The sequence below is a fragment of the Mesorhizobium sp. B2-4-6 genome (assembly GCF_006442775.1).
GTDB lineage: Bacteria > Pseudomonadota > Alphaproteobacteria > Rhizobiales > Rhizobiaceae > Mesorhizobium.
The window spans coordinates 161541-183720 of sequence record NZ_VFVI01000010.1 but is presented as its reverse complement, the minus strand read 5'-3'; the positions used below and the strand labels follow the sequence as shown (position 1 = coordinate 183720).

The 22180-nt window shown below is 65.2% G+C and carries 18 protein-coding genes; 10 read left to right on the top strand and 8 right to left on the bottom strand.

Going from position 1 to position 22180, the window contains the following annotated elements; genetic code table 11:
* Positions 1-89 precede the first annotated feature (89 nt).
* Positions 90-728 carry an NrsF family protein gene (locus FJ957_RS23385; protein ID WP_140835188.1) on the bottom strand — a complete coding sequence of 213 codons (639 nt, stop codon included), beginning with the start codon at positions 726-728 and terminating at the stop codon, positions 90-92.
* A 1-nt stretch (position 729) separates the two neighbouring features.
* Positions 730-1266 carry a sigma-70 family RNA polymerase sigma factor gene (locus FJ957_RS23380; RefSeq protein WP_140835187.1) on the bottom strand — a complete coding sequence of 179 codons (537 nt, stop codon included), beginning with the start codon at positions 1264-1266 and terminating at the stop codon, positions 730-732.
* Positions 1267-1470: 204 nt separating this feature from the next.
* Here FJ957_RS23380 and FJ957_RS23375 point away from each other — a divergent pair, with 204 nt between their 5' ends.
* From FJ957_RS23375 to FJ957_RS23365, 3 genes are all read left to right on the top strand, one after another.
* Positions 1471-2472 (top strand): iron ABC transporter substrate-binding protein, encoded by a 1002-nt coding sequence (locus FJ957_RS23375; protein ID WP_140835186.1) that lies wholly within the window; start codon positions 1471-1473, stop codon positions 2470-2472.
* A gap of 192 nt (positions 2473-2664) precedes the next feature.
* Positions 2665-4221, top strand: coding sequence for an iron ABC transporter permease (locus FJ957_RS23370; RefSeq protein ID WP_246685944.1), 1557 nt, complete (start codon positions 2665-2667; stop codon positions 4219-4221).
* Complete coding sequence (locus FJ957_RS23365; protein WP_140835184.1) at positions 4218-5300, top strand: ABC transporter ATP-binding protein; 1083 nt, start codon at positions 4218-4220, stop codon at positions 5298-5300. The genes FJ957_RS23370 and FJ957_RS23365 overlap by 4 nt, the downstream gene beginning before the upstream one ends.
* A gap of 132 nt (positions 5301-5432) precedes the next feature.
* Here the strand turns inward: FJ957_RS23365 and FJ957_RS23360 are convergent, their stop codons facing one another.
* The 5 genes from FJ957_RS23360 to FJ957_RS23340 all read right to left on the bottom strand — a co-directional run bounded on the left by FJ957_RS23360 (position 5433) and on the right by FJ957_RS23340 (position 10687).
* Positions 5433-6224 carry a phosphodiesterase gene (locus FJ957_RS23360; protein ID WP_140835183.1) on the bottom strand — a complete coding sequence of 264 codons (792 nt, stop codon included), beginning with the start codon at positions 6222-6224 and terminating at the stop codon, positions 5433-5435.
* Between the two features lie 22 nt (positions 6225-6246).
* A complete protein-coding gene (ugpC, locus tag FJ957_RS23355) occupies positions 6247-7350 on the bottom strand; it encodes a sn-glycerol-3-phosphate ABC transporter ATP-binding protein UgpC (RefSeq protein ID WP_140835182.1) in 1104 nt (367 codons plus the stop codon).
* 10 nt (positions 7351-7360) lie between these two features.
* Positions 7361-8275 (bottom strand): ABC transporter permease subunit, encoded by a 915-nt coding sequence (locus tag FJ957_RS23350; RefSeq protein WP_140835181.1) that lies wholly within the window; start codon positions 8273-8275, stop codon positions 7361-7363.
* 7 nt (positions 8276-8282) lie between these two features.
* Positions 8283-9167, bottom strand: coding sequence for an ABC transporter permease subunit (locus FJ957_RS23345; RefSeq protein WP_140658787.1), 885 nt, complete (start codon positions 9165-9167; stop codon positions 8283-8285).
* Positions 9168-9334: 167 nt separating this feature from the next.
* Positions 9335-10687 carry an extracellular solute-binding protein gene (locus FJ957_RS23340; protein WP_140835180.1) on the bottom strand — a complete coding sequence of 451 codons (1353 nt, stop codon included), beginning with the start codon at positions 10685-10687 and terminating at the stop codon, positions 9335-9337.
* Between the two features lie 252 nt (positions 10688-10939).
* On the opposite strand from FJ957_RS23340, the gene FJ957_RS23335 reads away from it, so the two are divergent.
* Complete coding sequence (locus tag FJ957_RS23335) at positions 10940-11980, top strand: endonuclease/exonuclease/phosphatase family protein (protein WP_140835179.1); 1041 nt, start codon at positions 10940-10942, stop codon at positions 11978-11980.
* 162 nt (positions 11981-12142) lie between these two features.
* Positions 12143-14596, top strand: a complete 2454-nt coding sequence (locus FJ957_RS23330) for an EAL domain-containing protein (RefSeq protein WP_140835178.1) — start codon at positions 12143-12145, stop codon at positions 14594-14596.
* Between the two features lie 5 nt (positions 14597-14601).
* Here FJ957_RS23330 and FJ957_RS23325 read toward each other — a convergent pair whose 3' ends face one another.
* On the bottom strand, positions 14602-15285 hold the full coding sequence (locus FJ957_RS23325; protein WP_140835177.1) for a TlpA disulfide reductase family protein: 684 nt from the start codon (positions 15283-15285) through the stop codon (positions 14602-14604).
* A 33-nt stretch (positions 15286-15318) separates the two neighbouring features.
* On the opposite strand from FJ957_RS23325, the gene argH reads away from it, so the two are divergent.
* The 5 genes from argH (at position 15319) to FJ957_RS23300 (ending at position 22088) form a co-directional block, all read left to right on the top strand.
* Positions 15319-16719: an argininosuccinate lyase gene (argH, locus tag FJ957_RS23320; protein ID WP_140835176.1), complete on the top strand. Its 1401-nt coding sequence runs from the start codon at positions 15319-15321 to the stop codon at positions 16717-16719.
* A 129-nt stretch (positions 16720-16848) separates the two neighbouring features.
* Positions 16849-17055 (top strand): lipoprotein, encoded by a 207-nt coding sequence (locus FJ957_RS23315; RefSeq protein ID WP_140835175.1) that lies wholly within the window; start codon positions 16849-16851, stop codon positions 17053-17055.
* A gap of 55 nt (positions 17056-17110) precedes the next feature.
* Positions 17111-18379, top strand: coding sequence for a diaminopimelate decarboxylase (gene lysA / locus FJ957_RS23310; RefSeq protein ID WP_140835174.1), 1269 nt, complete (start codon positions 17111-17113; stop codon positions 18377-18379).
* Positions 18380-18407: 28 nt separating this feature from the next.
* On the top strand, positions 18408-19349 hold the full coding sequence (locus FJ957_RS23305; protein ID WP_140835173.1) for a threonine/serine dehydratase: 942 nt from the start codon (positions 18408-18410) through the stop codon (positions 19347-19349).
* A gap of 114 nt (positions 19350-19463) precedes the next feature.
* The gene (locus FJ957_RS23300) at positions 19464-22088 is read left to right on the top strand and encodes a TIGR02302 family protein (RefSeq protein ID WP_140835172.1); all 2625 of its coding nucleotides are present in this window, start codon (positions 19464-19466) and stop codon (positions 22086-22088) included.
* Positions 22089-22180: the final 92 nt, after the last annotated feature.

Here is a 22180-nt window from a genome sequence, read left to right as displayed (position 1 = left end):
GCTGGCGATCACCCCACTAACCGGCAAACAATTGCCGGCATGCTTAAGCTACTGTTTCCAAACTGTACCGAAGAACCGGTGTGCGGCGGCTACCAGCGCACGAAGAGCCGGCCGCCGATGGCTCCGAGCAGCGTGAGGAAGGCGATCGCGACCGTATACCAGGTGGCGACGAAGAGCGGTGAATCGTCGAAGCAATGCGCGGCATAGAAGGTTGCCGCGAGCCCGCCCGCGAGCAAACCGGCAACGGCGCCTGCAAGCACCGGCCGCGTCGGCGCGCCATAACGCAGCATGCCGAGGAAGATCGCCAATGGGCCGATGCCGATCAGCGGGATGAAGCTCATGCAGATCATCATGTTCGAGCCGACGAGCCGCTTGCCCCAATCGGCCTCGGGCACGACAAAAAGCTCGAGGACCACCGCCAGCACGACCAGGAGCGGCGCGGCAATCATCCAGGCCGTCGCCCGCCTGGTCGAAGCGCCCGGCATCGACAGCGCGCGGATCAGCGCGAAGGCGCTGGCGGCGAGCGCCAGCGTGAACAGGAATTTGGACATGAAACGCATCGTGTGCATGGCCGGCATGATGTCGGGACGCGGCCCGATGGTCGCAAAGAAAACCGTCGCCGCGATCGCCACGGCCACGCCGACGGCCAGCCACCAGGCCTTGCCCATCGGCATCGCCTTGTCGCTGGCATCGGCGTCGAGCGCCTTGATGAGATCCTCGGTCCTCATGTCACTGTCGTCCAAATCTTTTGGCGATCGCTGCGAGGCCGCGATGCAGCGACACCCGCACCGCCGTCTCGCTGATGCCGAGCTTGGCCGCCGTCTCGCCGATCGACTGCCCGTCGACCGAGATCGAGGAGACCACCGAGCGTTGGGCGGGCGGCAACCCGTCGAGCGCCCTGTTGATATCGCGCTCGCTTACCGTCTCCGTCTCCGGCTCGGCGAAGGTTTCGGCGATCTCGTCGATCTCGACCTCGATGCGCCGCCCGCGCCTGCGGAACGCGTCGATCAGCTTGAAGCGGGCGATCGCATAGACCCAGGGCAACACCGGCGCATCCGGCCGCCAAGTGTGGCGTTTCACATGAATGGCCAGCAAGGTTTCCTGCACGACATCCTCGGGGTCGACCCCGCCCTGAACGATTTTGCGCCGGACAAAGCCGCGAACGAGGGTGGCGACCCGGTGCAGAAAGTCGGCATAAGCCCTTTCGTCTCCACCGATCGCGACCCTGAGCAGCCGGGAAAGCTCGGCCTCGTCCTTGCCGGTCACAAGAGTTTACCCCCAGATGTTCGCGTCTCGGCCTTGGTTTGTTACGTGGCCGGCGAAATAATGTCCAAGCCAAACTACCGCCAAATCACGAAAGTTTGCGGCACGGCGACCGATTGAAGCAGGGTCACAATGTTGACTATAATGATCAGGTATTGGTAGGTGCAGCGTGCCCGAACCCTGTCTCCAGATTTGAGGATGATGCCCATGAAGATTGCCCTTTCCACGCTCGCTACCGCGCTGGCGCTCGGCCTGATCGCCGCCCCGGCCATGGCCGAGGGTCAAGGCATCATCGTCTACAATGCCCAGCATGAAAGCCTCGCCAAGGAATGGGCGAAGGGCTTCACCAAGGAAACCGGCATCAAGGTCACGCTGCGCAACGGCGGCGACAGCGATTTCTCCAACCAGATTGTCGCCGAGGGCGCGGCCTCGCCGGCCGATGTGTTCCTGACCGAGAATTCGCCGGCCATGGCGCTGGTCGAGGCGGCCGGCCTGTTCGCGCCGGTCGATGCCGACACGCTGGCGCAGGTTCCGCAGGAATACCGGCCGTCGAGCGGCAAGTGGGTCGGCGTCGCCGCCCGCAGCACCGTCTTTGCCTACAACAAGGACAAGCTCAAGGAAGACCAGTTGCCGAAGTCGCTGCTCGATCTTGCCGATCCGAGTTGGAAGGGTCGCTGGGCCGCTTCGCCGTCCGGCGCCGACTTCCAGGCCATCGTCAGCGCGCTGTTGCAGATCAAGGGCGAAGCCGCCACCGCCGACTGGCTGAAGGCGATGAAGGCGAACTTCACTGCCTACAAGGGCAACTCGACGGTGATGAAGGCGGTCAATGCCGGCGAGATCGAAAGCGGCGTGATCTACCATTATTACTACATCGGCGATCAGGCCAAGACCGGCGAGAATAGCGGGAATGTCGGCCTGCACTATTTCAAGAACCAGGACCCGGGCGCGTTCGTTTCGGTGTCGGGCGGCGGCGTGCTGGCTTCCAGCAAGCATCAGAAGGAAGCCCAGGCGTTCCTCAAATGGGTGACCGGCAAAGGCGGCCAGGACGTGCTGAAGACCGGCACGTCGTATGAATATGCGGTCGGAAAGGGTGCCGAATCCAACCCGAAGCTGGTGCCGCTCCCCGACCTGCAGGCGCCGAAAGTCGATCCGGCGACGCTGAATTCCAAGAAGGTTATCGACCTGATGACGCAAGCCGGCTTGCTTTAGTTCGCGTTCGTCCTAAAAGGGCGAACGACCGTGCTCCCGCGGCAATTCGCTTCCGCGGGAGCGTTTTTGTTTGGAGATCGCCTCGTCGATGACAGTCGACTGCGCTTCGACCCGCCTGAGTGGCAAATCGCACCGCTTCCGCCGGCAGGCGGAGGCGACCCAGCGGCCTGCCTGATGCAGTCGGCGATCGACATGACGCCGGCGAGACTGCCGGCGGCCGGGATGAAGAAGCGCCGGTCCACCTCTTGGATCACGCTCGCCGCCGCCCTGATCGCGCTTATCGCGCTGCTGCCGCTCGCCTTCATCGTCTGGGTGGCGATCCAGACCGGCTGGGATACCGTGGTAGCGCTGATCTTGCGGCCGCGCGTCGGCGAATTGCTGATCAACACCGTGCTCCTCGTCGCTGTCGCCGTGCCGATCGCCATCGTGCTCTCGGTGTCGCTGGCCTGGCTGACCGAGCGCAGCGACCTGCCGGGCAGCCGCTGGTGGTCCTGGCTTTCGGTCGCCCCGCTCGCCATCCCTGCTTTCGTGCACAGCTACGCCTGGATCAGCTTCGTCCCGGGATTGCATGGGCTGTGGGCCGGGGTGCTGGTCTCCGTCATCGCCTATTTCCCTTTCCTCTACTTGCCGATCGCCGCCGCGCTGCGCCGGCTCGATCCGGCGCTGGAGGACGCGGCCGCGGCACTTGGTCTTGATCCTTGGCGGGTTTTCGCGCGCGTCGTGCTGCCGCAGCTCAGGCTCGCCATCTGCGGCGGCTCGCTGCTGGTCGGCCTGCATCTTCTGGCCGAATACGGCCTCTATGTCTTCATCCGCTTCGACACCTTCACCACCGCGATCGTCGACCAGTTCCAGTCGACCTTCAACGGTCCGGCGGCCAACATGCTGGCCGCCGTGCTGGTGGTCTGTTGCCTTTTCCTGCTCGCTCTCGAGGTGATGATGCGCGGCGAGGAACGCTATGCCCGCGTCGGTTCCGGCGCCGCGCGCCAGCAGCAGCGCACTCGCCTCGGCCGCGCCACCTTGCCCTGCCTGCTTTTGCCGGCGGTCGTCGCGCTGCTGTCGCTCGGCGTGCCCTTCGTCACGGTCAGCCGCTGGCTGCTCGCCGGCGGCACGGAAGTCTGGCGTTGGGACGAGATCGGCCTGGCGCTCGGCCAGACGCTGTTCCTCGCCATCGCCGGCGCGGTGCTTGCAACGCTGGCCGCCATGCCGATGGCCTGGATCTCGATCCGCGCGCCGGGACGGCTGCAGCGCCTGCTCGAGAGCTGCAATTATATCGTCGGCGCGTTGCCGGGCGTGGTCATCGCGCTGGCGCTGGTGACTATCACCGTGCGCGTCGCGCTGCCGCTCTACCAGACGCTGTTCACCATCCTGTTCGGTTATGCGCTGATGTTCCTGCCGCGCGCCCTGATAAGCCTGCGCGCCTCGATCGCGCAGGCGCCGGTGGAGCTGGAGCGCGCCGCGTCCAGCCTCGGCCGGCCGCCGGTCAAGGCGCTGTGGTCGACGACCATCCGTCTGTCGGCGCCGGGTGCGGCGGCCGGCATGGCGATGGTGGCGCTCGGCATCACCAACGAGCTCACCGCCACCCAGATGCTGGCGCCCAACGGCACCCGCACGCTGGCGATGGCCTTTTGGTCCTACAGCGGCGAGATCGACTACGCCGCCGCCGCCCCTTACGCGCTGATCATGGTGGCGATGTCGTTGCCGATGACCTGGTGGCTCTACGTCCAATCGAAGCGGATGGCCGGACGATGAGCTTTCTCGAACTCAATGGCGTCGCGAAGAATTATGGCCCGGTGGCGGCGCTCGCCGGCGTCGACCTGACTGTCGAGAGCGGCAGCCGCACCGCGATCGTCGGGCCGTCCGGCTGCGGCAAGACAACCTTGCTCAGGCTGATCGCCGGCTTCGAGGCGCCGGATCGCGGCCGCATCGCGCTCGATGGCAAGGTGGTCGCCAGTGACGGCGCGGCCGTGCCGGCGCATCGCCGCGGCATAGGCGTCGTCGCGCAGGACGGCGCCCTGTTCCCACATCTCACCATCGCCGACAATATTGGTTTCGGCATCGCGCGGAATGCCGATAGACGAGGCGAGCATATCGTCGAGCTCGCCTACATCGTCGGACTGGACAAGGCGATCCTGAAACGGCGCCCGCACGAGCTTTCCGGCGGCCAGCAGCAGCGCGTGGCGCTTGCGCGCGCCATGGCCATGAAGCCCAGGCTGATGCTGCTCGACGAGCCGTTCTCGGCGCTCGACACCGGGCTTCGCACGTCAATGCGCAAGGCGGTGGCCGAGCTTCTGGAAGAGGCAGGCATCACCACCATACTGGTCACGCACGACCAGGCCGAGGCGCTCTCCTTCGCCAGCCAGGTGGCGGTGATGCGCGAAGGCCTGTTCTCGCAGGTCGGGACCCCGCGCGAGCTCTATTTCCAGCCCAGGGACCGGATGGTCGCCGAGTTTCTTGGCGACGCCATCATCGTGCCGGCCAGGATCGCGGACGGTTTTGCCGTGTCGCGGCTTGGCCGCATCGCGGTCGACACAAAGGAACGGCGCGATGTCGCGCGCATCATGCTGCGGCCCGAGCAGGTCCTGCTCAAGCGGACCTCGCGCGAAGGCATGTCCGGCACGCCGGACATGCTGTTCGGCGAAGTGACGGACTGCGAGTTCGCCGGCTCGGTCTGCACCGTCGCGGTGCGGCTGCTCAATAGCCCGGATCCGCCCGACGCGGCCGCCATCGGCAACACGCCGCTCGTCCTGCGCAGGACAGGCATGGACGCGCCGGAGATCGGCGAGATCGTGCGCTTGACCGTCACTGGCAAGGCGCATGTCTTTGCTTAGGTCCGGGGCGAGGCGTCGAGATTCAGGTCGGGCCGAGCCGAAAGCGGCGGGTTCCGAGAACTGCAGCGGAGCGTATTTGACGCGCAGGAAGCGGCCGTTTGCAGGCCGGCCTCATCTGAATATCGGCATGCCTCAGCGCACGCACGTCGCCGGCGACCATAGCGGCCATTGCTCGAGGAAATCGCAGCTGTGGATGACGACGCGCTGGCTATCGATCAGGATGATCGAATAGGCGGGCGGCGCCTGCTCGACAACCTCGTCGCCGACGAGATCGAGCATGAAGCGGGCATGCAGGCCGCGCTGCACCGAGAAGGGAATGCCGGCGACGGTGCCGGCGATGTCGCGGTGGACATGGCCGAAGAAGATGTAGCGGACATTGCCGTGGCGGGTCAGCACATCGAGTAGCCGCTGCGGCTGTTCGAGGCCGAGCGGGTCGAGCAGCGTGAGCCCGAGTTCTACCGGCGGATGATGCAGGAAGATATAGGCCGCCTTGCCTGCCGCCTCGCCAAGCCGTGCATCGAGCCAGGCAAGCCGGTTGTCGCACAACTCGCCGGTGACACGGCCTTCCGCCAGGCTGTCGAGAAAAACCAGCCGCCCTTCCGGCGTGTCGAAAACCGACTGCGCGAAGCCGTTGCCGTCGGTTCCATTCTCGGGAAAGGCGGCGATGAGATTGGCGCGCCGGTCGTGGTTTCCGGGCAATAGACGGTAAGGCAGGGTCAGCCGGCTCAGCGCCGCCTTCAGGTCGGCATAGCTCTCGGCCTCCCCGTCACCGGTCAGGTCGCCGGTGAAGATGCAGAGCGTCGCATCGCCGTGACGTTGATTGATATGATCGATGCATCGATCGAGTCGTTCATTCAGGTTCGCGCCGTAGCGTATCTCGCGCCGACGACCGAGATGGACGTCGGTGACCTGGATGATTTTCATTGCATGAACCCTCAAATCAAATTCACAACGTCGCCGGAGCCGGTTCCGGCACCGAGGCCTTGAACACGTCGAGCCTGCCACCCGTCTCCGAGGAGAAGAAGTGCAGGTCCGATTCGGCGAACTGCAGGCCGATCGTGCTGCCCGGTTCGGGGTGGACGGTCTCCGACGTCACGATGGAGAAAGGCGCGCCGTCGAGATCGACATAGACGACGCGGCCGGCGCCCAACTCTTCGATGAGATCGACAGTCGCCGCGAGCGCTCCCGGCGTGCCCGGCGCCACCATGCGCACCGCCTCCGGCCGGACGCCGACCGCGACTTTCGCGCCCACGGGAACGCCCGTGCGCGACACATTGAGCTCGCGGCTGAGCAATGACAGCCCGTCGAGCGTGACGGTGCCTTCGAGCATGTTCATCGCCGGCGCGCCGACGAAGGTGGCGACGAAGCGGCTTGCCGGGCGGCTGTAGACTTCCGCCGGCGTGCCGACCTGCTCGACGCGGCCGCCATTCATCACCACCAGCCGGTCGGCCAGCGTCATCGCCTCGACCTGGTCGTGCGTGACGAAGACCGAGGTGGCGCTGAGGCGCCGGTGCAGCTTGCGGATCTCGGAGCGCATCTGCACGCGCAACTTGGCGTCGAGGTTGGAGAGCGGCTCGTCGAAGAGGAACACCTTCGGCTCGCGGATCATGGCGCGGCCCATGGCGACGCGCTGGCGCTGGCCGCCGGAGAGCGCCATCGGCTTGCGGTCGAGCAGGTGCTCCAGCTCCAGGACGCGCGCCACCGCCTGGACGCGCTGGGCGCGCTCGGCCGACGCAACGCCGGCTACCTTCAGCGAATAGCCGATATTCTGTGCCACGCTCATATGCGGGTAGAGCGCGTAATTCTGGAACACCATGGCGCAGCCGCGCTCGCGCGGCTCGAGCCTGTTGACCACCGTGCCGTCGATCGCGATCGTGCCGTCGGAAATCTCTTCCAGCCCGGCGATCATCCTGAGCAGCGTGGACTTGCCGCAGCCCGACGGCCCCAGGATCACGACGAATTCGCCCGAGGCGAAGTCGAGGTCGACGCCGTGCACGACCTGCGTCTTGGCATAGTTCTTCTTGACGCCGCGAATGGTGATGGAGGCCATTTTTGTCTCCCTATTTTTCGGTGGCGATCAGGCCGCGCACGAACCAACGCTGCATCAAGACCACGACGATCAGCGGCGGCAGCATGACGATCAGCGTGCCGGCCATTGCGATATGCCATTCCGGCGCGCCGCCGACATTGGGTATGAGCTGCTTCAGCTCGGTCACCGCCATCGCATGCGACTGGTCGGTGGTGATGAGCAACGGCCACAGATACTGGTTCCAGGCCCACAGGAACATGATGGTGCCGAGTGCCGCCATGTTGTTGCGCGACAGCGGCAGAAGGATATCGACGAAGAAGCGCAGCGCGCCGGCGCCATCCATGCGCGCCGCCTCGGTCAACTCGTCCGGCACGGTCAGGAAGAACTGGCGGTAGAGGAACGTGCCGGTGGCGGTGGCGACCAGCGGCAGGATCAGGCCGCTATAGGAGTTGAGCAGTCCCAGACTGAGCGAAACCTGCACGCCCGAGACCTTTTCGATCAGCCAGGAGAGGCCGGTCAGGTCCATGATCGCCTGATAGGGCTCGAGCACGTTGGCGACCACCGCGTAGGTCGGCACGATGCGCACCTCGAGCGGCAGCATCAGCGTGATGAAGATCAGCCAGAACATCAGCATGCGGCCGGGATAGCGGAAATAGACGATCGAGAACGCGGTCAGCGCCGAGATGATCACTTTGCCGGCGGCGACGCCAAACGCCATGATGAAGGAGTTGAGCAGCTTCGGACCGAGATCGGCGGTCGTCCACGCCGTCTTGATGTTGAGCCAGAAATCGCTGCCGGGCAGCAGCGACATCGGCACGTCGTTGACGTCCTTCAGATTGTGCGAGGCGGCGATCGCGACGATAGCAAACGGCGCTACGCAGAATACGAAGCCGGCGAACAGGATCAGATGCGTGAAGAAATTAAGGATCGGGGTGCGCTCGACCATGGCCGCCTCACCGGTAATGCACGCGCCGCTCGATGAAGCGGAACTGGACGATGGTAAGGGCGATGATCAGCAGCATCAGGATGATGCTTTGCGCGGCGGCGCCTGAATAATCCAGACCTTTGAAGCCGTCGGAATAGATCTTGTAGACCATCAGATTGGTGGCGTTGGCCGGGCCGCCGGCGGTCATGATGTCGACGATGCCGAAGGAGTCCTGGAAGCTCTCGGTGATGTTGATGACCAGCAGGAAGAAGATGGTCGGCGTGATCAGCGGGAACTGGATATCCCAGAAACGCCGGATGACGCCGGAGCCGTCCATCGCCGCCGCCTCGATCAGCGAGCGCGGAATCGCTTGGAAAGCGGCGAGGAAGAAGATGAAGTTGTAGCCGACATATTTCCACGAGAAGGCGATGATGATCGAGGCCATGGCGTCGGCGCCGTCGAGGCCCGGGTCCCAGAAGCCGGGCCAGGCTCGGTTGACCACGGCCATGAAGCCGGCTTCCGGCGCCAGGATGAAGCGAAACGCCAGCGCAAGCGCCGGCGCGGCGATGCCGTAGGGCCAGATCAGCACCACACGATACAGCCATGAGCCGGCAAGTTGCCGGTCGGTCAAGGCGGCGAGCACCAGCGCGATTGTCATCGCCAGACCCGTGCTGATGCCGGCGAAGATCATGCTGGCGGTGATCGAGTCCCAGTAGCTGGCGTTGGACAGGATCGAGCGGAAATTGTCGAGCCCGACCCAGATATTGCCGCCACCCCAAGGCTGCTGCAGCGTCAGCGACCAGTACACGGCCTGCCCGGCCGGCCAGTAGAAGAAGGTGAAGATCAGGAAAAGCTGCGGCACCGCGAACAGGATGCCGATCGTCCATTTGCTGAAAGTGACGCGTTTTTCCATCGATCCGCCGATGTCGTTGAACCGCCAACCCGCTGGCGCGGCAACAAGACTAAGGCATGTCTCCCGAAAGTGGGAACCGGTTTCGGGACAAAGACATGCGTAAATCAAAACCCATAGGAAATGGCCGCCCGTCGATGCTCGGCGGGCGGCCGTTCCAGTATCCGGGATCAGGGCAGGGTCTTACCCGGATAGGTCTGCTGGAAGCGATCGAGGATCGCGTCGCCATTCTTGACCAGCGCGTCGAGGCCCTCCTGCACGCTGACCTTGTTGGCGAAGATCGCCTGCATCTGCGTGCCGAACTCGGCGCGGATCTGGGTGAAGTTGCCGAGGCGAACGCCGCGGGTGATGTCGGTCGGCTCCGACGCGGTCAGGCTGGCGATCGCCACTTCGCGGCCCTTATAGGGCGCCTTGTCGTAGAAGCCGTTGGACTTCATGAAATCGAAGCCCGACTTCGTCACCGGAATGTAGCCGGTGTTGGTCGACCAGAACAAAGCGGTCTTGGGGTCGTGGATGAAGTTGAGGAACGCGGCCGCGCCCTTGTATTCGGCGTCCGACTTGCCCGACAGCACCCACAGCGAAGCGCCGCCGACCAGCGAATTCTTGCGCTCGGTGCCGGCATAGACCGGCAACTCGGCGACGTCCCAGTTCATGCCTTCCTTCTGCGTGCGGCCGACCGTGCCGTGATCGCCGACCGAGGTCAGGATAAGCTGGCAGGTGCCGGTGGCGAAGGCCTGAACCATATCCTGGCCGAGGTCCTTCGACTTGATCTTGACCAGACCGGCGTCATACCACTTCTTGAGATCGGTGACGTACTGGACCAACTTGGTCTTGTTGACTTCGAGGCGGGCGTCGAGGCCGTCATAGCCGTTGTTCTTGGTGGCGACCGGCTGGTTGTGCAGCGCCGAGAACTGCTCCATTAGCTGCCAGCTTTCATTGGCAGAGATGTTGATCGCCATCGGGCAATCATAACCGGCGTCCTTCAAAGCCTTGAGGTCGGCGGCGACGTCTTCCCAGGTCTTCGGCGCTTCGGTCTTGCCGATCTTGGCGAAGGCGTCCTTGTTCCAGTACATCAGCGCCGTCGACGAGTTGAACGGAAAGGACAGCATCTCGCCCTTCGACGTCGCGTAATAGCGCGCGATGCCTGGGAAATAGTCGCTGTAGTCGATCTTGTAGCCGTTCTCTTCCATCAGCTTGTCGGCGGGCTTGTAGGCGCCCGACAGCATCATGGTGGCGGTACCGACGTCATAGACCTGGACGACGGTGGGCTGCTTGCCGGCGCGGAAGGCAGCGATCGTGTTTTGCAGCGTGGCGTCGTAATTGCCCTGGCTGGTGCAGACGACCTCGTAGTCCTTCTGGGAATCGTTGAAGTTCTTGCACAGCGTATCGACGACGCGGGCGAGATCGCCCGAAAGACCGAACCAGAAATCGAATTTGACCGGCTCCGCAAAAGCAGGAACCGCGAGCGCGGTGCTGAGCGCGCCGGCGGCAAGGGCAGCGAAGCCCCGCTTGATGATCGTCATGGTTTTCCCTCTTGAATGGCAGTGTGACAAGGGTTTTGCGCAAGTCCTTGCCCGCTCTCATAGAGAAGGTATGTGACAGTTCTGTTGTGGCCCCTGGACCGGTAAGCGGTTCTTGTGGACAGCCAGCCTCTCCTTCCCTGGCAGCGGTCGCCCCGGCATGAAAACGTCACATCGGCGCTCTAGGAAGCTAGGGCGCCTCGAAGCGGTGAAAGACCTTTCCGTGATTAACCGGCTAACTGGATGAGAAGAGACATGCTGGTCCCGCGGCTCACGCACGTGCCTGTCGCCGCCCGCAACGCGATGCGGGACGGACCGCGCGACAGCGCCACCCATCTGCGCCACGCCGCCGCCGTTCCCGCCTTGGGCGAGATCGAGATCGGCGGCCAGGCGTCGCGTGAGAGCGTCGGCGGGAGCCTGACCGTCATGGCCTGGAACGTCGAGCGGCTGCGTTATCTCGACGCCATCGCCGCAACGATCGCCGGCCGGGCGACGGACGTCGTGCTGCTGTCCGAGGTCGACAAGGGCATGGCCCGCTCCGGCAACGGCCATCTGTTGAGCCGGCTTGCCGATCGTCTGGGCCATTCCTACGCCTACGCCGTCGAGTTTCTGGAACTCGGCACCGGCAATGAGACGGAGCAGGCGGCAAATGGCGGCGCCGAGAACACGGAGGGCTTCCATGGCAATGCCATAACCAGTGCCGTTCCGCTGCTGCGGCCTTTTCTCATTCGCCTGGACGCGGCCGGCGCCTGGTTCCTGCCGGAGCACGGCCAGCCGCGCATTGGCGGCCGCATGGCGCTTGGCGGGCAGGTGATGGTCGGCGACCATCGGGTCACCGTCGTTTCGGTGCATCTCGAAAACCGCACCACGCCTGCCGGCCGCGCCGACCAGACGCGCCATCTCCTCGACGCCATCGACAGATATGACGCGGAGGCGCCGGTCCTGATCGGCGGCGACTTCAACACGCTGACCGCCACATACCCGGAACGCAATGACGATCCTGCGGCGTGGCTAAGGCGCGTTGCCTCCGAACCGGACAGGCTGATGTATCCGGAGCGCCATGAGCCTTTGTTCGCGGTGTTTGCCGAGCATGGCTACGACTGGAAGACGGCCAATGCTTTCGACAAGCCCACCCAGCGGCGCGCGGTCGGCGACTTGACGCCAGCCGGCCATATCGACTGGTTCTTCACCCGCGGCCTCACGGCAAGCGCGCCGGCGACGCTGCCGGCGGTGTTGCCGGACGGCAGCCCGAGCGCCGATCACGAGGCGCTGGTGGTCACGGTGCGAGTGAAGTAACGGCCTCCCGGATCGACGCATTCGATCCCGAGATCGTTCCGGCGCAATCAATACAACCTGCAAAGCACGCGACGGTTGCGGGCAGCATAATCGATTCTTCAGCCGTCCAGCCCTAATCAATCACGTTGGCTTGATTGATGCGGGAAGATCAGGTGAAGCAAGATGCTGGCCGTCTATAATTGCATCGTGAACGAGCACGACCTGAGACTGGTGGCACTGGCCGCGCTCATTTGCGGAATCTCCTGTTTCTCGGCCGTCAACCTGCTTGGCCATGTCGGCCAATCGACGAGCCGAAACCGTCATGCGTGGCTGCTGATTGCAGCCGCGTCGACCGGCTTCGGCATATGGGCGACGCACTTCATCGCCATGATCGCCTTCACGCCGGGAATACCCAACGCCTACAACGCCGAGCTTTCGGTGGCTTCGCTGGCGATGTCCGTCATCCTGACCGCGGCCGGTATGTGGATCGCAACGGTGCGCCGTAGCATCGACCACTACCTCGTCGGCGGCGCCGTGCTCGGCATCGGCATTGCGGCGATGCATTATACCGGCATGGCGGCTTTCGAAGTCGAAGGCCGGATCGTCTGGAATCAGTTGCTGGTCGCCGCTTCGTTGGCCTCGGGCGTAACGCTTGCCGCGCTCTCCATGCTTGTCGTGCTACGCCGGCCGTCTACACAGGCGACGGTCGCCGGCGCTTTGCTGCTCACGCTGGCGATCTGCACGTTGCATTTCATCGCCATGGCCGCCGTCTCGATCCACCCGGACTCCTCGATCGAGATCTCGAAATTCACGATTGCGCCCATGTCGCAGGCCTTTACCGCCGCGGCGGCAAGCCTCGTCATCCTGGTGCTGTCGGCCACGGCGCTGTGGATCGACCTGCGCTTCCGCCGTCACAGGATCGAGGCGGAGCGTATGCACGGCCTCGCCAATGCCGCCGTCGAAGGCCTCATCGTCTGCGACGGCAGCCGCATCGTCAGCGCCAATGACAGCATCGCTGCGCTGAGCGGCATCGGCGCCGGCACGCTGAACGCGATGACGCTGGCCGACCTGTTCGGCGAGCGGATTGCTTCCGCCGTCGCCGCCGGCAACGGGCAGGCGCAGGAAGTCGACCTGCGCGGCCAGGATGAAAGCCGGATTCCGGTGGAACTGATCGCCAGGAGCATCGACTATTGCGGCAAGCCGCACCTGGTCGTTGCCGTCCGCGATATTCGCGAGCGCAGGAAGGCCGAGCAGGAGATCATGCGCCTCGCGCATTACGACCCGCTCACCGGGCTTGCCAATCGCCGTAGTTTCACCGGCCGCCTGGAAGCCGAGATCGCCGCGTCCGCGCCCGGCGGCAAAGACAGCGGCAAGGGTGGCCAGTTGGCGCTCATGCTTCTCGATCTCGACCGGTTCAAGGAAGTGAACGACCTCTTCGGCCACGCCGCCGGCGACGTCGTGTTGCAAAAGGTGGCTCACTGCGCCTCCGGCGTGCTGCGCCACGGCCAGATGCTGGCCCGGCTCGGCGGCGACGAATTCGCCATCATAGCCCCCAACCTTCCCGACCCGCAGGCGGCCGGCCGCATTGCCGAAGCGGTGCTTTCGGCGCTGCGTCAGGAAAACCGGCTGTCGCCCGGCGGCATGGTTTCGGCCAGCATCGGCATCGCGCTCTACCCGCTCGACGCCGACGAACAGGCGGCGCTGATCAGCCATGCCGACACCGCGCTCTATCGCGCCAAGGCCGAGGGCAAGGATACCTTCCGCTATTTCGAGGCCTCGATGGGCGCCGAGGCGCGAGACCGGCGCATCATGGAGCAGGAGCTGCGCCAAGCCGTGGCGCGCGGCGAATTCCGGCTCGTCTATCAGCCGCAGAAGGAAATCAGCAGCGGCAGGATGATCGGGTTCGAGGCCTTGCTCCGCTGGCAGCATCCCGAACGCGGAGAGGTTTCGCCTTCGGTCTTCATCCCGGTGGCCGAGGATAGCGGTTCGATCGCCCAGATCGGCGAGTGGGTGCTGGCGACGGCCTGCAAGGAGGCGGCGACATGGAAGAACCCGTTGACGGTCGCGGTCAACGTCTCGGCGGTGCAGCTTCACAACCTCGATTTCAGCCGCCGGGTGCATGAGGTGCTGCTCCGCTCAGGCCTGGCGGCGGGCAGGCTCGAGCTCGAGATCACCGAGACGGCGCTGGTGAAGGACATGCCGCGGGCGCTGGCCACCTTGCGCCAGATCAAGGCGCTCGGCGTGCGGGTGGCGATGGACGATTTCGGCACCGGCTATTCGTCGCTGTCCAACCTGCGCGCCTTCCCTTTCGACAAGATCAAGATCGACGGATCCTTCATCAAGTCGGTCGACCGCAACGACCAGGTCGCGACCATCGTGCGCGCCGTGCTGGGTTTGGGGCGCGGCCTCGGCCTGCCGGTCCTGGCCGAAGGCGTCGAGACGCTGGACGAGCTGCGCTTTCTCGATGCCGAGGATTGCGACATCGGCCAGGGATATTATCTCGGCAGGCCTGGCCCGATCGAGGCGTTCGGCGAGCTGACCGGCGTTCCGGCCGCCGATGACGGCGTCAAGCCTGCCGGCAGGAGCGGCGGCAGCATCCTGATGCTCGAGCCTGCCGCGGCGGCGCGCTCGGCCTGATACGATCAAGGTTCCAGCGCCGCTTCCACCAGCCGCTTGGCGTCGGGGCTCGACCACTCGGCCGGGCCGTTCATATGCGCGATCAGGCAACCGTCCGCGTCGATGAGCATGGTCACCGGCAGCCCGAGCGCCAGCCCGCGCGTCTTGACTTCATTGAACAGGGCGATCGTCGGGTCCCGGTAGAAACCGAGCGTTTGAACACCGATCTCGTTGAGGAACTTCTTCGGCTTCGTGTCGTCGCCGGTGTCGACATTGACCGCGACCACCTCGAAGGCATTGCCGCCTTTTTCCTTCTGCAGCGCATCGAGCGCCGGCATCTCGGCGCGGCACGGCGCGCACCATGTCGCCCATAGATTGAGCAGCACCGTCTTGCCGGCATGGTCGGCCAGCGTCATCGGCTTGCCGTCGGGACCGTTGAAGGCCAGGCTCTTCAGCGATTGCGGCGGATCGGCCGGCCGCAGGGCCGCGACCTGGCCGACGGCCTTGGCGGCGACCTGCTTGGCGCGACCGGCCTTGGCCGCACAGGCGGCTTCATCATTGCCGGCAACCGCGGCGACCTTCTCGGGAGCGTTGTTGCCAGAACCGCTCTCGCTGACATATACCGCGACCGCGCCGGCCAGCACGCCCGCCACCAAAGCGACGAGGATGAGGCGCGTGGCGGGAAAAAAGTATCTCTTGCCGTCTGCCATTTTCAAAACTGCTCCGGAGCACGGGTTATAGCGATGAGCGACAAGAAGGCCAGCAACCAGATGTGGGGCGGACGTTTTGCCTCGGGTCCGGCCGCAATCATGGAAGCGATCAATGCGTCGATCGGTTTCGACCGCAAGCTCTATGCGCAGGACATAAGCGGATCGATCGCCCATAGCGAGATGTTGGCCGAAACAGGCATTATTTCGGCGGCCGATCAAGAAAAAATCGCTCACGGGCTGAACACGATCCTGAAAGAGATCGAGGCCGGCACGTTCGAATTCTCGACCAAGCTGGAAGACATCCACATGAATGTCGAGGCCCGCCTTGCCGACCTGATCGGCCCGGCGGCGGGACGCCTGCACACCGCCCGCTCGCGAAACGACCAGGTGGCGGTCGACCTCAGGCTCTGGGTCAAGCAGGAATGTCAGCGCGTCGCCCGGGCATTGAAGGACCTGATCGCCGCGTTCCTCGAACGCGCCGAGGAACATGCGGCGACCGTCATGCCCGGCTTCACCCATATGCAGGCGGCGCAGCCGGTGACTTTCGGCCACCATTGCATGGCCTATGTCGAGATGTTCGGCCGCGACCTCGCGCGCGTCCGCGACGCCATCGAGCGCATGGACGAAAGCCCGCTCGGCGCGGCGGCCCTTGCTGGCACAAGTTTCGGCATCGACCGCCACATGACCGCGAAGGCGCTGGGCTTCCGCGAGCCGACGCGCAATTCGCTGGACAGCGTTTCGGATCGCGATTTCGCGCTCGAATTCCTGAGCCTCGCCGCGATTTGCGCGACGCATTTGTCCAGGCTCGCCGAAGAGATCATCATCTGGTCGACGCCGCAATTCGGCTTCGTCCGGCTGTCGGATTCCTTCTCCACCGGCTCCTCGATCATGCCGCAGAAGAAGAACCCCGACGCCGCCGAGCTGGTGCGCGGCAAGACCGGCCGCGTCAACGGCCATCTCGTCGGCCTGCTGACCGTGATGAAGGGCATGCCGCTGACCTACGGCAAGGACATGCAGGAAGACAAGGAAGCGGTCTTCGACGCCGCCGAGACGCTCGACCTGATGCTGGCGGCGACCGCCGGCATGGTGCGCGATATGACCGTCAACGCCGCCGCCATGAAGAAGGCAGCCGGCGCCGGTCATGCCACCGCGACCGACCTTGCCGACTGGCTGGTGCGCAATCTCGGCCTGCCCTTCCGCGAGGCCCATCATGTCACCGGCCGCGCCGTGGCGCTTGCCGAGGAGAAGAAGCTCGGGCTGGAGAAGCTCTCGCTGGACGATCTGCGCTCGATCCATCCAGGCATCACCGACGACATCTTTTCGGTGCTTGCCGTGCAGAATTCGGTGAAGAGCCGCACAAGCTTCGGCGGCACCGCGCCGTCGGAGGTGCGAAAGCAGATCCGCTATTGGAAAAAGCGGCTCGCCAAGGCTTAATGCATGTCGCCCAGACGTGTGCAGCGGTTCTGGGACAACGATATGCATCAAAGCAATTGCCGGGATGCAAAGCGCTGAAAACTCGGCTAAAAGCGGCGTCACAAGAAACAGTTTCGAACGGATGGACCGATGACCCGTAGCAGGATTTTGGTGACGCTGGCGCTGCTGGCGGCGGTCGTCACCGTCACGGCCTGCGGCAGGAAGACCGGCCTCGACACGCCCTATGAAGCGGCGGAGCAGGCGCGCAAGGATGCGGAAAAGGCCAAGCAGCTGGTGCCGCCCGAGCCGGAAAAACCGGTCAAGGACAGGAAGTTCATCCTCGATCCCCTGCTCTAGAGCCGATGAGATCGACCCGATCTCATCGAGCTTCAACCTTCCGGAACCGAACCCCGTGAACCATTTCGACTACCGCGACGGCGTGCTCCATGCCGAGGACGTCGCCATCCCCGACATCGCAGCCGAGGTCGGCACGCCCTTCTATTGCTATTCGACGGCGACGCTGATCCGGCATTTCCGCGTCTTCAACGAGGCTTTTTCCGGCCTCGACGCGCTGGTCTGCTACGCCATGAAGGCGAACTCCAACCAGGCCGTGCTGAGGACGCTGGCCAGGCAGGGCGCAGGCGCCGACGTGGTCTCCGAAGGCGAGTTGCGCCGCGCCCTGGCCGCCGGCATCCCGGCCAGCAAGATCCTGTTTTCCGGCGTCGGCAAGACCGCGCGCGAGATGGACTTCGCGCTTTCCGCCGGCATTCTCTGCTTCAACGTCGAATCCGAGCCGGAGCTGGAATTGCTGTCGACGCGTGCCGTGGCCCTCGGCAAGGTGGCGCCCATCTCGCTGCGCATCAATCCGGATGTCGATGCCAAGACCCACAAGAAGATCTCGACCGGCAAGGCCGAGAACAAGTTCGGCATTCCCTGGCAGCGCGCGCGGCAAGTCTATGCCCGCGCGGCTGAACTGCCCGGGATCAGGGTGACCGGCATCGACACCCATATCGGCAGCCAGATTACCGAATTGCAGCCGTTCGACGATGCCTTCGCATTGCTGGTCGAACTGGTCGGGGCGCTGCGTGCAGACGGACATGCGATCGAGCATGTCGATCTCGGCGGCGGCCTCGGCATTCCCTACCGCGTCGACAACAGCCCGCCGCCCCTGCCCGACGCCTATGCCGAGATCGTCAGGAAGCACGTCACCAGTCTTGGCCTGAAGGTGATGTTCGAGCCCGGCCGCCTGATCGTCGGCAATGCCGGCATCCTGGTGTCTGAGGTCATCTATGTGAAGGAAGGCGACGCCAAGAACTTCCTCGTCGTCGACGCCGCCATGAACGACCTGATCCGGCCGACGCTCTATGACGCCTTCCACGACATCAGGCCGGTGGTGCAGCCGCCCTCCTCCACGCCGCGCATGAAGGTCGACGTCGTCGGCCCGGTCTGCGAGACCGGCGATTTCATTGGCCTCGACCGCGACCTGCCGAGGCTGAAGGCGGGCGACCTGATCGCGGTTTCCACCGCCGGCGCCTATGGCGCGGTGCAGGCCGGCACCTACAACACCAGGCTCCTGGTGCCCGAGGTGCTGGTCGACGGCGACCGTTTTCACGTCGTGCGGCCGCGCCAGACCTATGAGGACCTGATCGGATTGGATTCTACCCCCGACTGGCTGAAATAACCGAGCGGCGCGCCTTAAGGAGCTGGCCATGCTGGAAAAAAAGACGATCACGCGCGAACGCATCGCCGCTGTCGAACCGCGCATCCGCCCCTATGTCCGCCACACGCCGGTGATGCGCGTCGACCTGGCGGATTTCGGCCGTCCCGCCTTTCCGGTCGATCTGAAGCTCGAATGCCTGCAGCATTCCGGCTCCTTCAAGGCGCGCGGCGCCTTCACCAACCTGCTCGAGCGCCAGGTGCCCGAGGCCGGCGTGGTCGCCGCGTCCGGCGGCAATCATGGCGCCGCCGTCGCTTATGCCGCCATGAAGCTCGGCCACAAGGCGACCATCTTCGTGCCCGAGGTCAGCCCGCCGGCCAAGCTCGCGCGCATTCGCGGCTACGGCGCCGAATTGGTGGTCGTCGGCGCGCGTTATGCAGAGGCGCTCGCCGCCAGCGAGGATTTCGCGGCCAGGACCGGCGCCCTGCAGATCCATGCCTTCAACCAGGAGGAAACGCTGCTCGGCCAGGGCACGCTCGGCCTGGAGATCGAAGCCGACTTGCCCGAAATCGACACGCTGCTGGTCGCCGTGGGCGGCGGCGGCCTGATCGGCGGCATCGCCGCCTGGTTCTCGGGACGCATCCGCATCGTCGCCGTCGAGCCCGAGGGGGCGCCGACGCTTTACCGCGCCTTGGAGGCCGGCCAGCCGGTCGACGCGCCCGCCGAAGGCATTGCCGCCGATTCGCTGGCGCCGAAGCGCGTCGGCGAAATGATGTTCCCGATCGCCGAGGCCTTCGTCGAATGCTCGATCCTGGTCAGCGACGACGACATCGTCGCGGCGCAGAAAGCGCTGTGGGATCGCGTGCGAATCATCGCCGAGCCCGGCGGCGCCGCGGCCTTCGCCGCCATGCTTTCCGGGCGCTATGTGCCGGCGGAGGGCGAGCGCGTGGCGGTCCTCGTCTGCGGTTCCAACACGAATCCCGCCAATTTCTGATCATAACCCGGCCAAACCGCTTCACGTTTTTGGAACCCGCCTCGCCTTTGCCGTGTTTGCTGGTATCCTTCTGGTGATGACGTCCGGGCTATTGCGCCCGGGCAGGAAGGGCCGATGACCGAACGACCCATTTCCAGCGGCGAACGCGGTCGGGCCGGCGATGGACGCGGCCTGGCCGGGCGCTTGGCGCTCAGCCGGTTGGCGACGCGGGCCTCGATGACCTTCGAGCGCGCCTGGCCGCTCGTGTTGTCGCTGCTGGTCGTCGCCAGCCTGTTCCTCAGCTTTTCGTGGTTCGGCCTGTTCCCGCGTTTGCCGGACGTCGTGCGCATCGGCCTTCTGATCCTGTTCGCGCTGGCGGCGGTCGCGGCGCTCTATCCGCTGCGTTTCTTCCGCATGCCCTCGGCCGCCGAGGTCGACAGGCGCATCGAGGCGGCGAACGAATTGCTGCACAGCCCGGTGCAGGTGCAGACCGACCGGCCGAGCGGCGCCGACAGCATCTTCTCGCAGGCGCTGTGGCGCGAGCACCAGAAGCGCATGGCCGAGCGGCTATCGAGTCTCGGCGCCGACCGGCCGCGCACCGGCGTGCCGGACTATGACCGCTGGGGCCTGCGCGCCGTGGCGGGGTTGCTGCTCGTCACGGCTTTGGCCTTCTCCTTCGGACCCTTTGGCGGCAGCGTCAGCGACGCTTTTGTCGCCCGCGCCGCGCACGACGCCGTGCCGCCGCGCATCGACGCCTGGGTGACGCCGCCCGCCTATACCGGCAAGGCGCCGCTGTTCCTGACCGCGGATGCCAACCAGGCCGTCCAGACTTTTTCCGTTCCGCAAGGCAGCGACGTTTCGCTGCGCGTCACCGGCGGCTCGGGCGAGGAAACGCTGAGCTATGCCGATCAAGGCGGCAATGACCGCGCGATCGAGCCCGCGGCGCCCCCCGTGGCATCCAAGGGGACCCCGCCCGCCGCCAGCCAGACGGCGCCAAAGGTGCGACAGTTCTCCGGCAAGCTGAACACCGACGGCACGCTGACGCTGAAATCCGGCGAGGGCGATCTCGGCCATTGGGCCTTTGCCGTCATTCCCGACAAGCCGCCGACGATCCGCTTCGTCGGCGAGCCGAAGCGCGCGGTCAACGGCGCCATCGAGCTGAACTACCAGATCGACGACGACTACGGTGCCGCCTCCGCCAAGGCCGTTTTCGAGCCGTCGGACCCGCCGGCCGCCAACGCCCATCCGCTCTACGGCGCGCCCGACATGCCGCTGACGCTGCCGCGTCGCGGCGGCAAGGCGAACGCGGCCAAGACGACCAAGGACCTGACTGAGCATGTCTGGGCCGGCACCAACGTCAAGCTGACGCTGAGCGTCACCGACGATGCCGGCCACACCGCGACCAGCGAAACCAGGACAATGGTCATGCCGGAGCGGCCCTTCGCCAATCCGCTCGCCCGCGCGGTGATCGAGCAGCGCCGGCTGCTGGCGCTCGATACCAATGCCAAGCCGCACGTCCTCGACCTGATGGACGCGATCACGCTGCGCCCCGACGACACGTTTGACAACATGTCGAACTATCTCGCCATCATGAGCGCGAGGAGCCGGCTGAAGCTCTCCGAGAGCGACGACCAGCTGCGCAACGTCGTGTCCTATCTGTGGGAGATCGCGCTCGGCATCGAGGAAGGCAATCTGTCGGCCGCCGAGCGGCGGCTGCGCCAGGCGCAGCAGGCGTTGCAGGATGCCATCAAGAACGGCGCCAGCGATCAGGAGATCGAGAAGGCGATGAAGGAACTGCGCGAGGCGATGAACCAGTTCCTGCAGGAATTCGCCCAGCGCGCGCAGCAGAACCCGAACGCGCCGCAGATGCAGCAGAACGGCCGCGAGCTGCGCCAGAGCGATATCGACCGCATGATGGACCAGATCGAGAATCTGGCCAAATCGGGCGATCGCGACAAGGCCCAGCAGCTTCTCTCCGAGCTGCAGGACATGATGAACAACCTGCAGGCCGGCCGCCAGCCGCAGGGCGGCGAGCAGGACAGCGAGCTGCGACAGCAGATGGACAAGCTCGGCGACATCATGCGCCGCCAGCAGGAAATGATGAACGACACCTTCCGGCTGGACCAGATGCAGCGCGGGCAGCGTGGCGAAGGCGGCGAGCAGCAGCAGCTTGGCGAGGACGGCGAACAGGGCCAGTCCGACGACCAGCAGCGGCCCGGCCCCGGCCAGGACCGCGATCCGCTCGGACGTCCGAAAATGTCGCCGAAGGATTTGGCCGATGCGTTGAAGCAGTTGCAGGAAGGCCAGGGCCAGCTGCAGAGCGAGCTCGACCAGTTGAAGAAGGGGCTCGAGGGCATGGGCATGGAGCCCAATGAGGGCTTCGGCGAGGCCGGCAAATCGATGGGCAATGCCGAGCAATCACTGGGCCAGGGCGACGGCGACCAGGCCGTCGGCCACCAGGGCCGCGCGCTGGAGGCGCTGCGCCGCGGCGCCAAGGACATGATGAAACAGATGCAGGCCATGCAGGGCGATCAGGGCGGCAACGAGCAGGGCGGCCGCCGGCAGGACGCCGACCGCGATCCGCTGGGACGGCCGCGCGCCACTAACGGCCCCGATGACGGCACCTCGGTCAAGGTTCCCGACGAGATCGACGTGCAGCGCGCGCGCCAGATCCTCGACGCTATCCGCAAGCGGCTCGGCAATGCGCTCAGCCCCGATATCGAGCGCAGCTATCTCGAGCGGCTGCTGGAGCTGAAGTAAGCTCGCCTGCGCCTTTCGGATTTCCGTCACCTATGCCGAAACTTGGACCCGTCACCCCGGTCCTGCGCATGTTCGACATCGCCAAGGCGCGC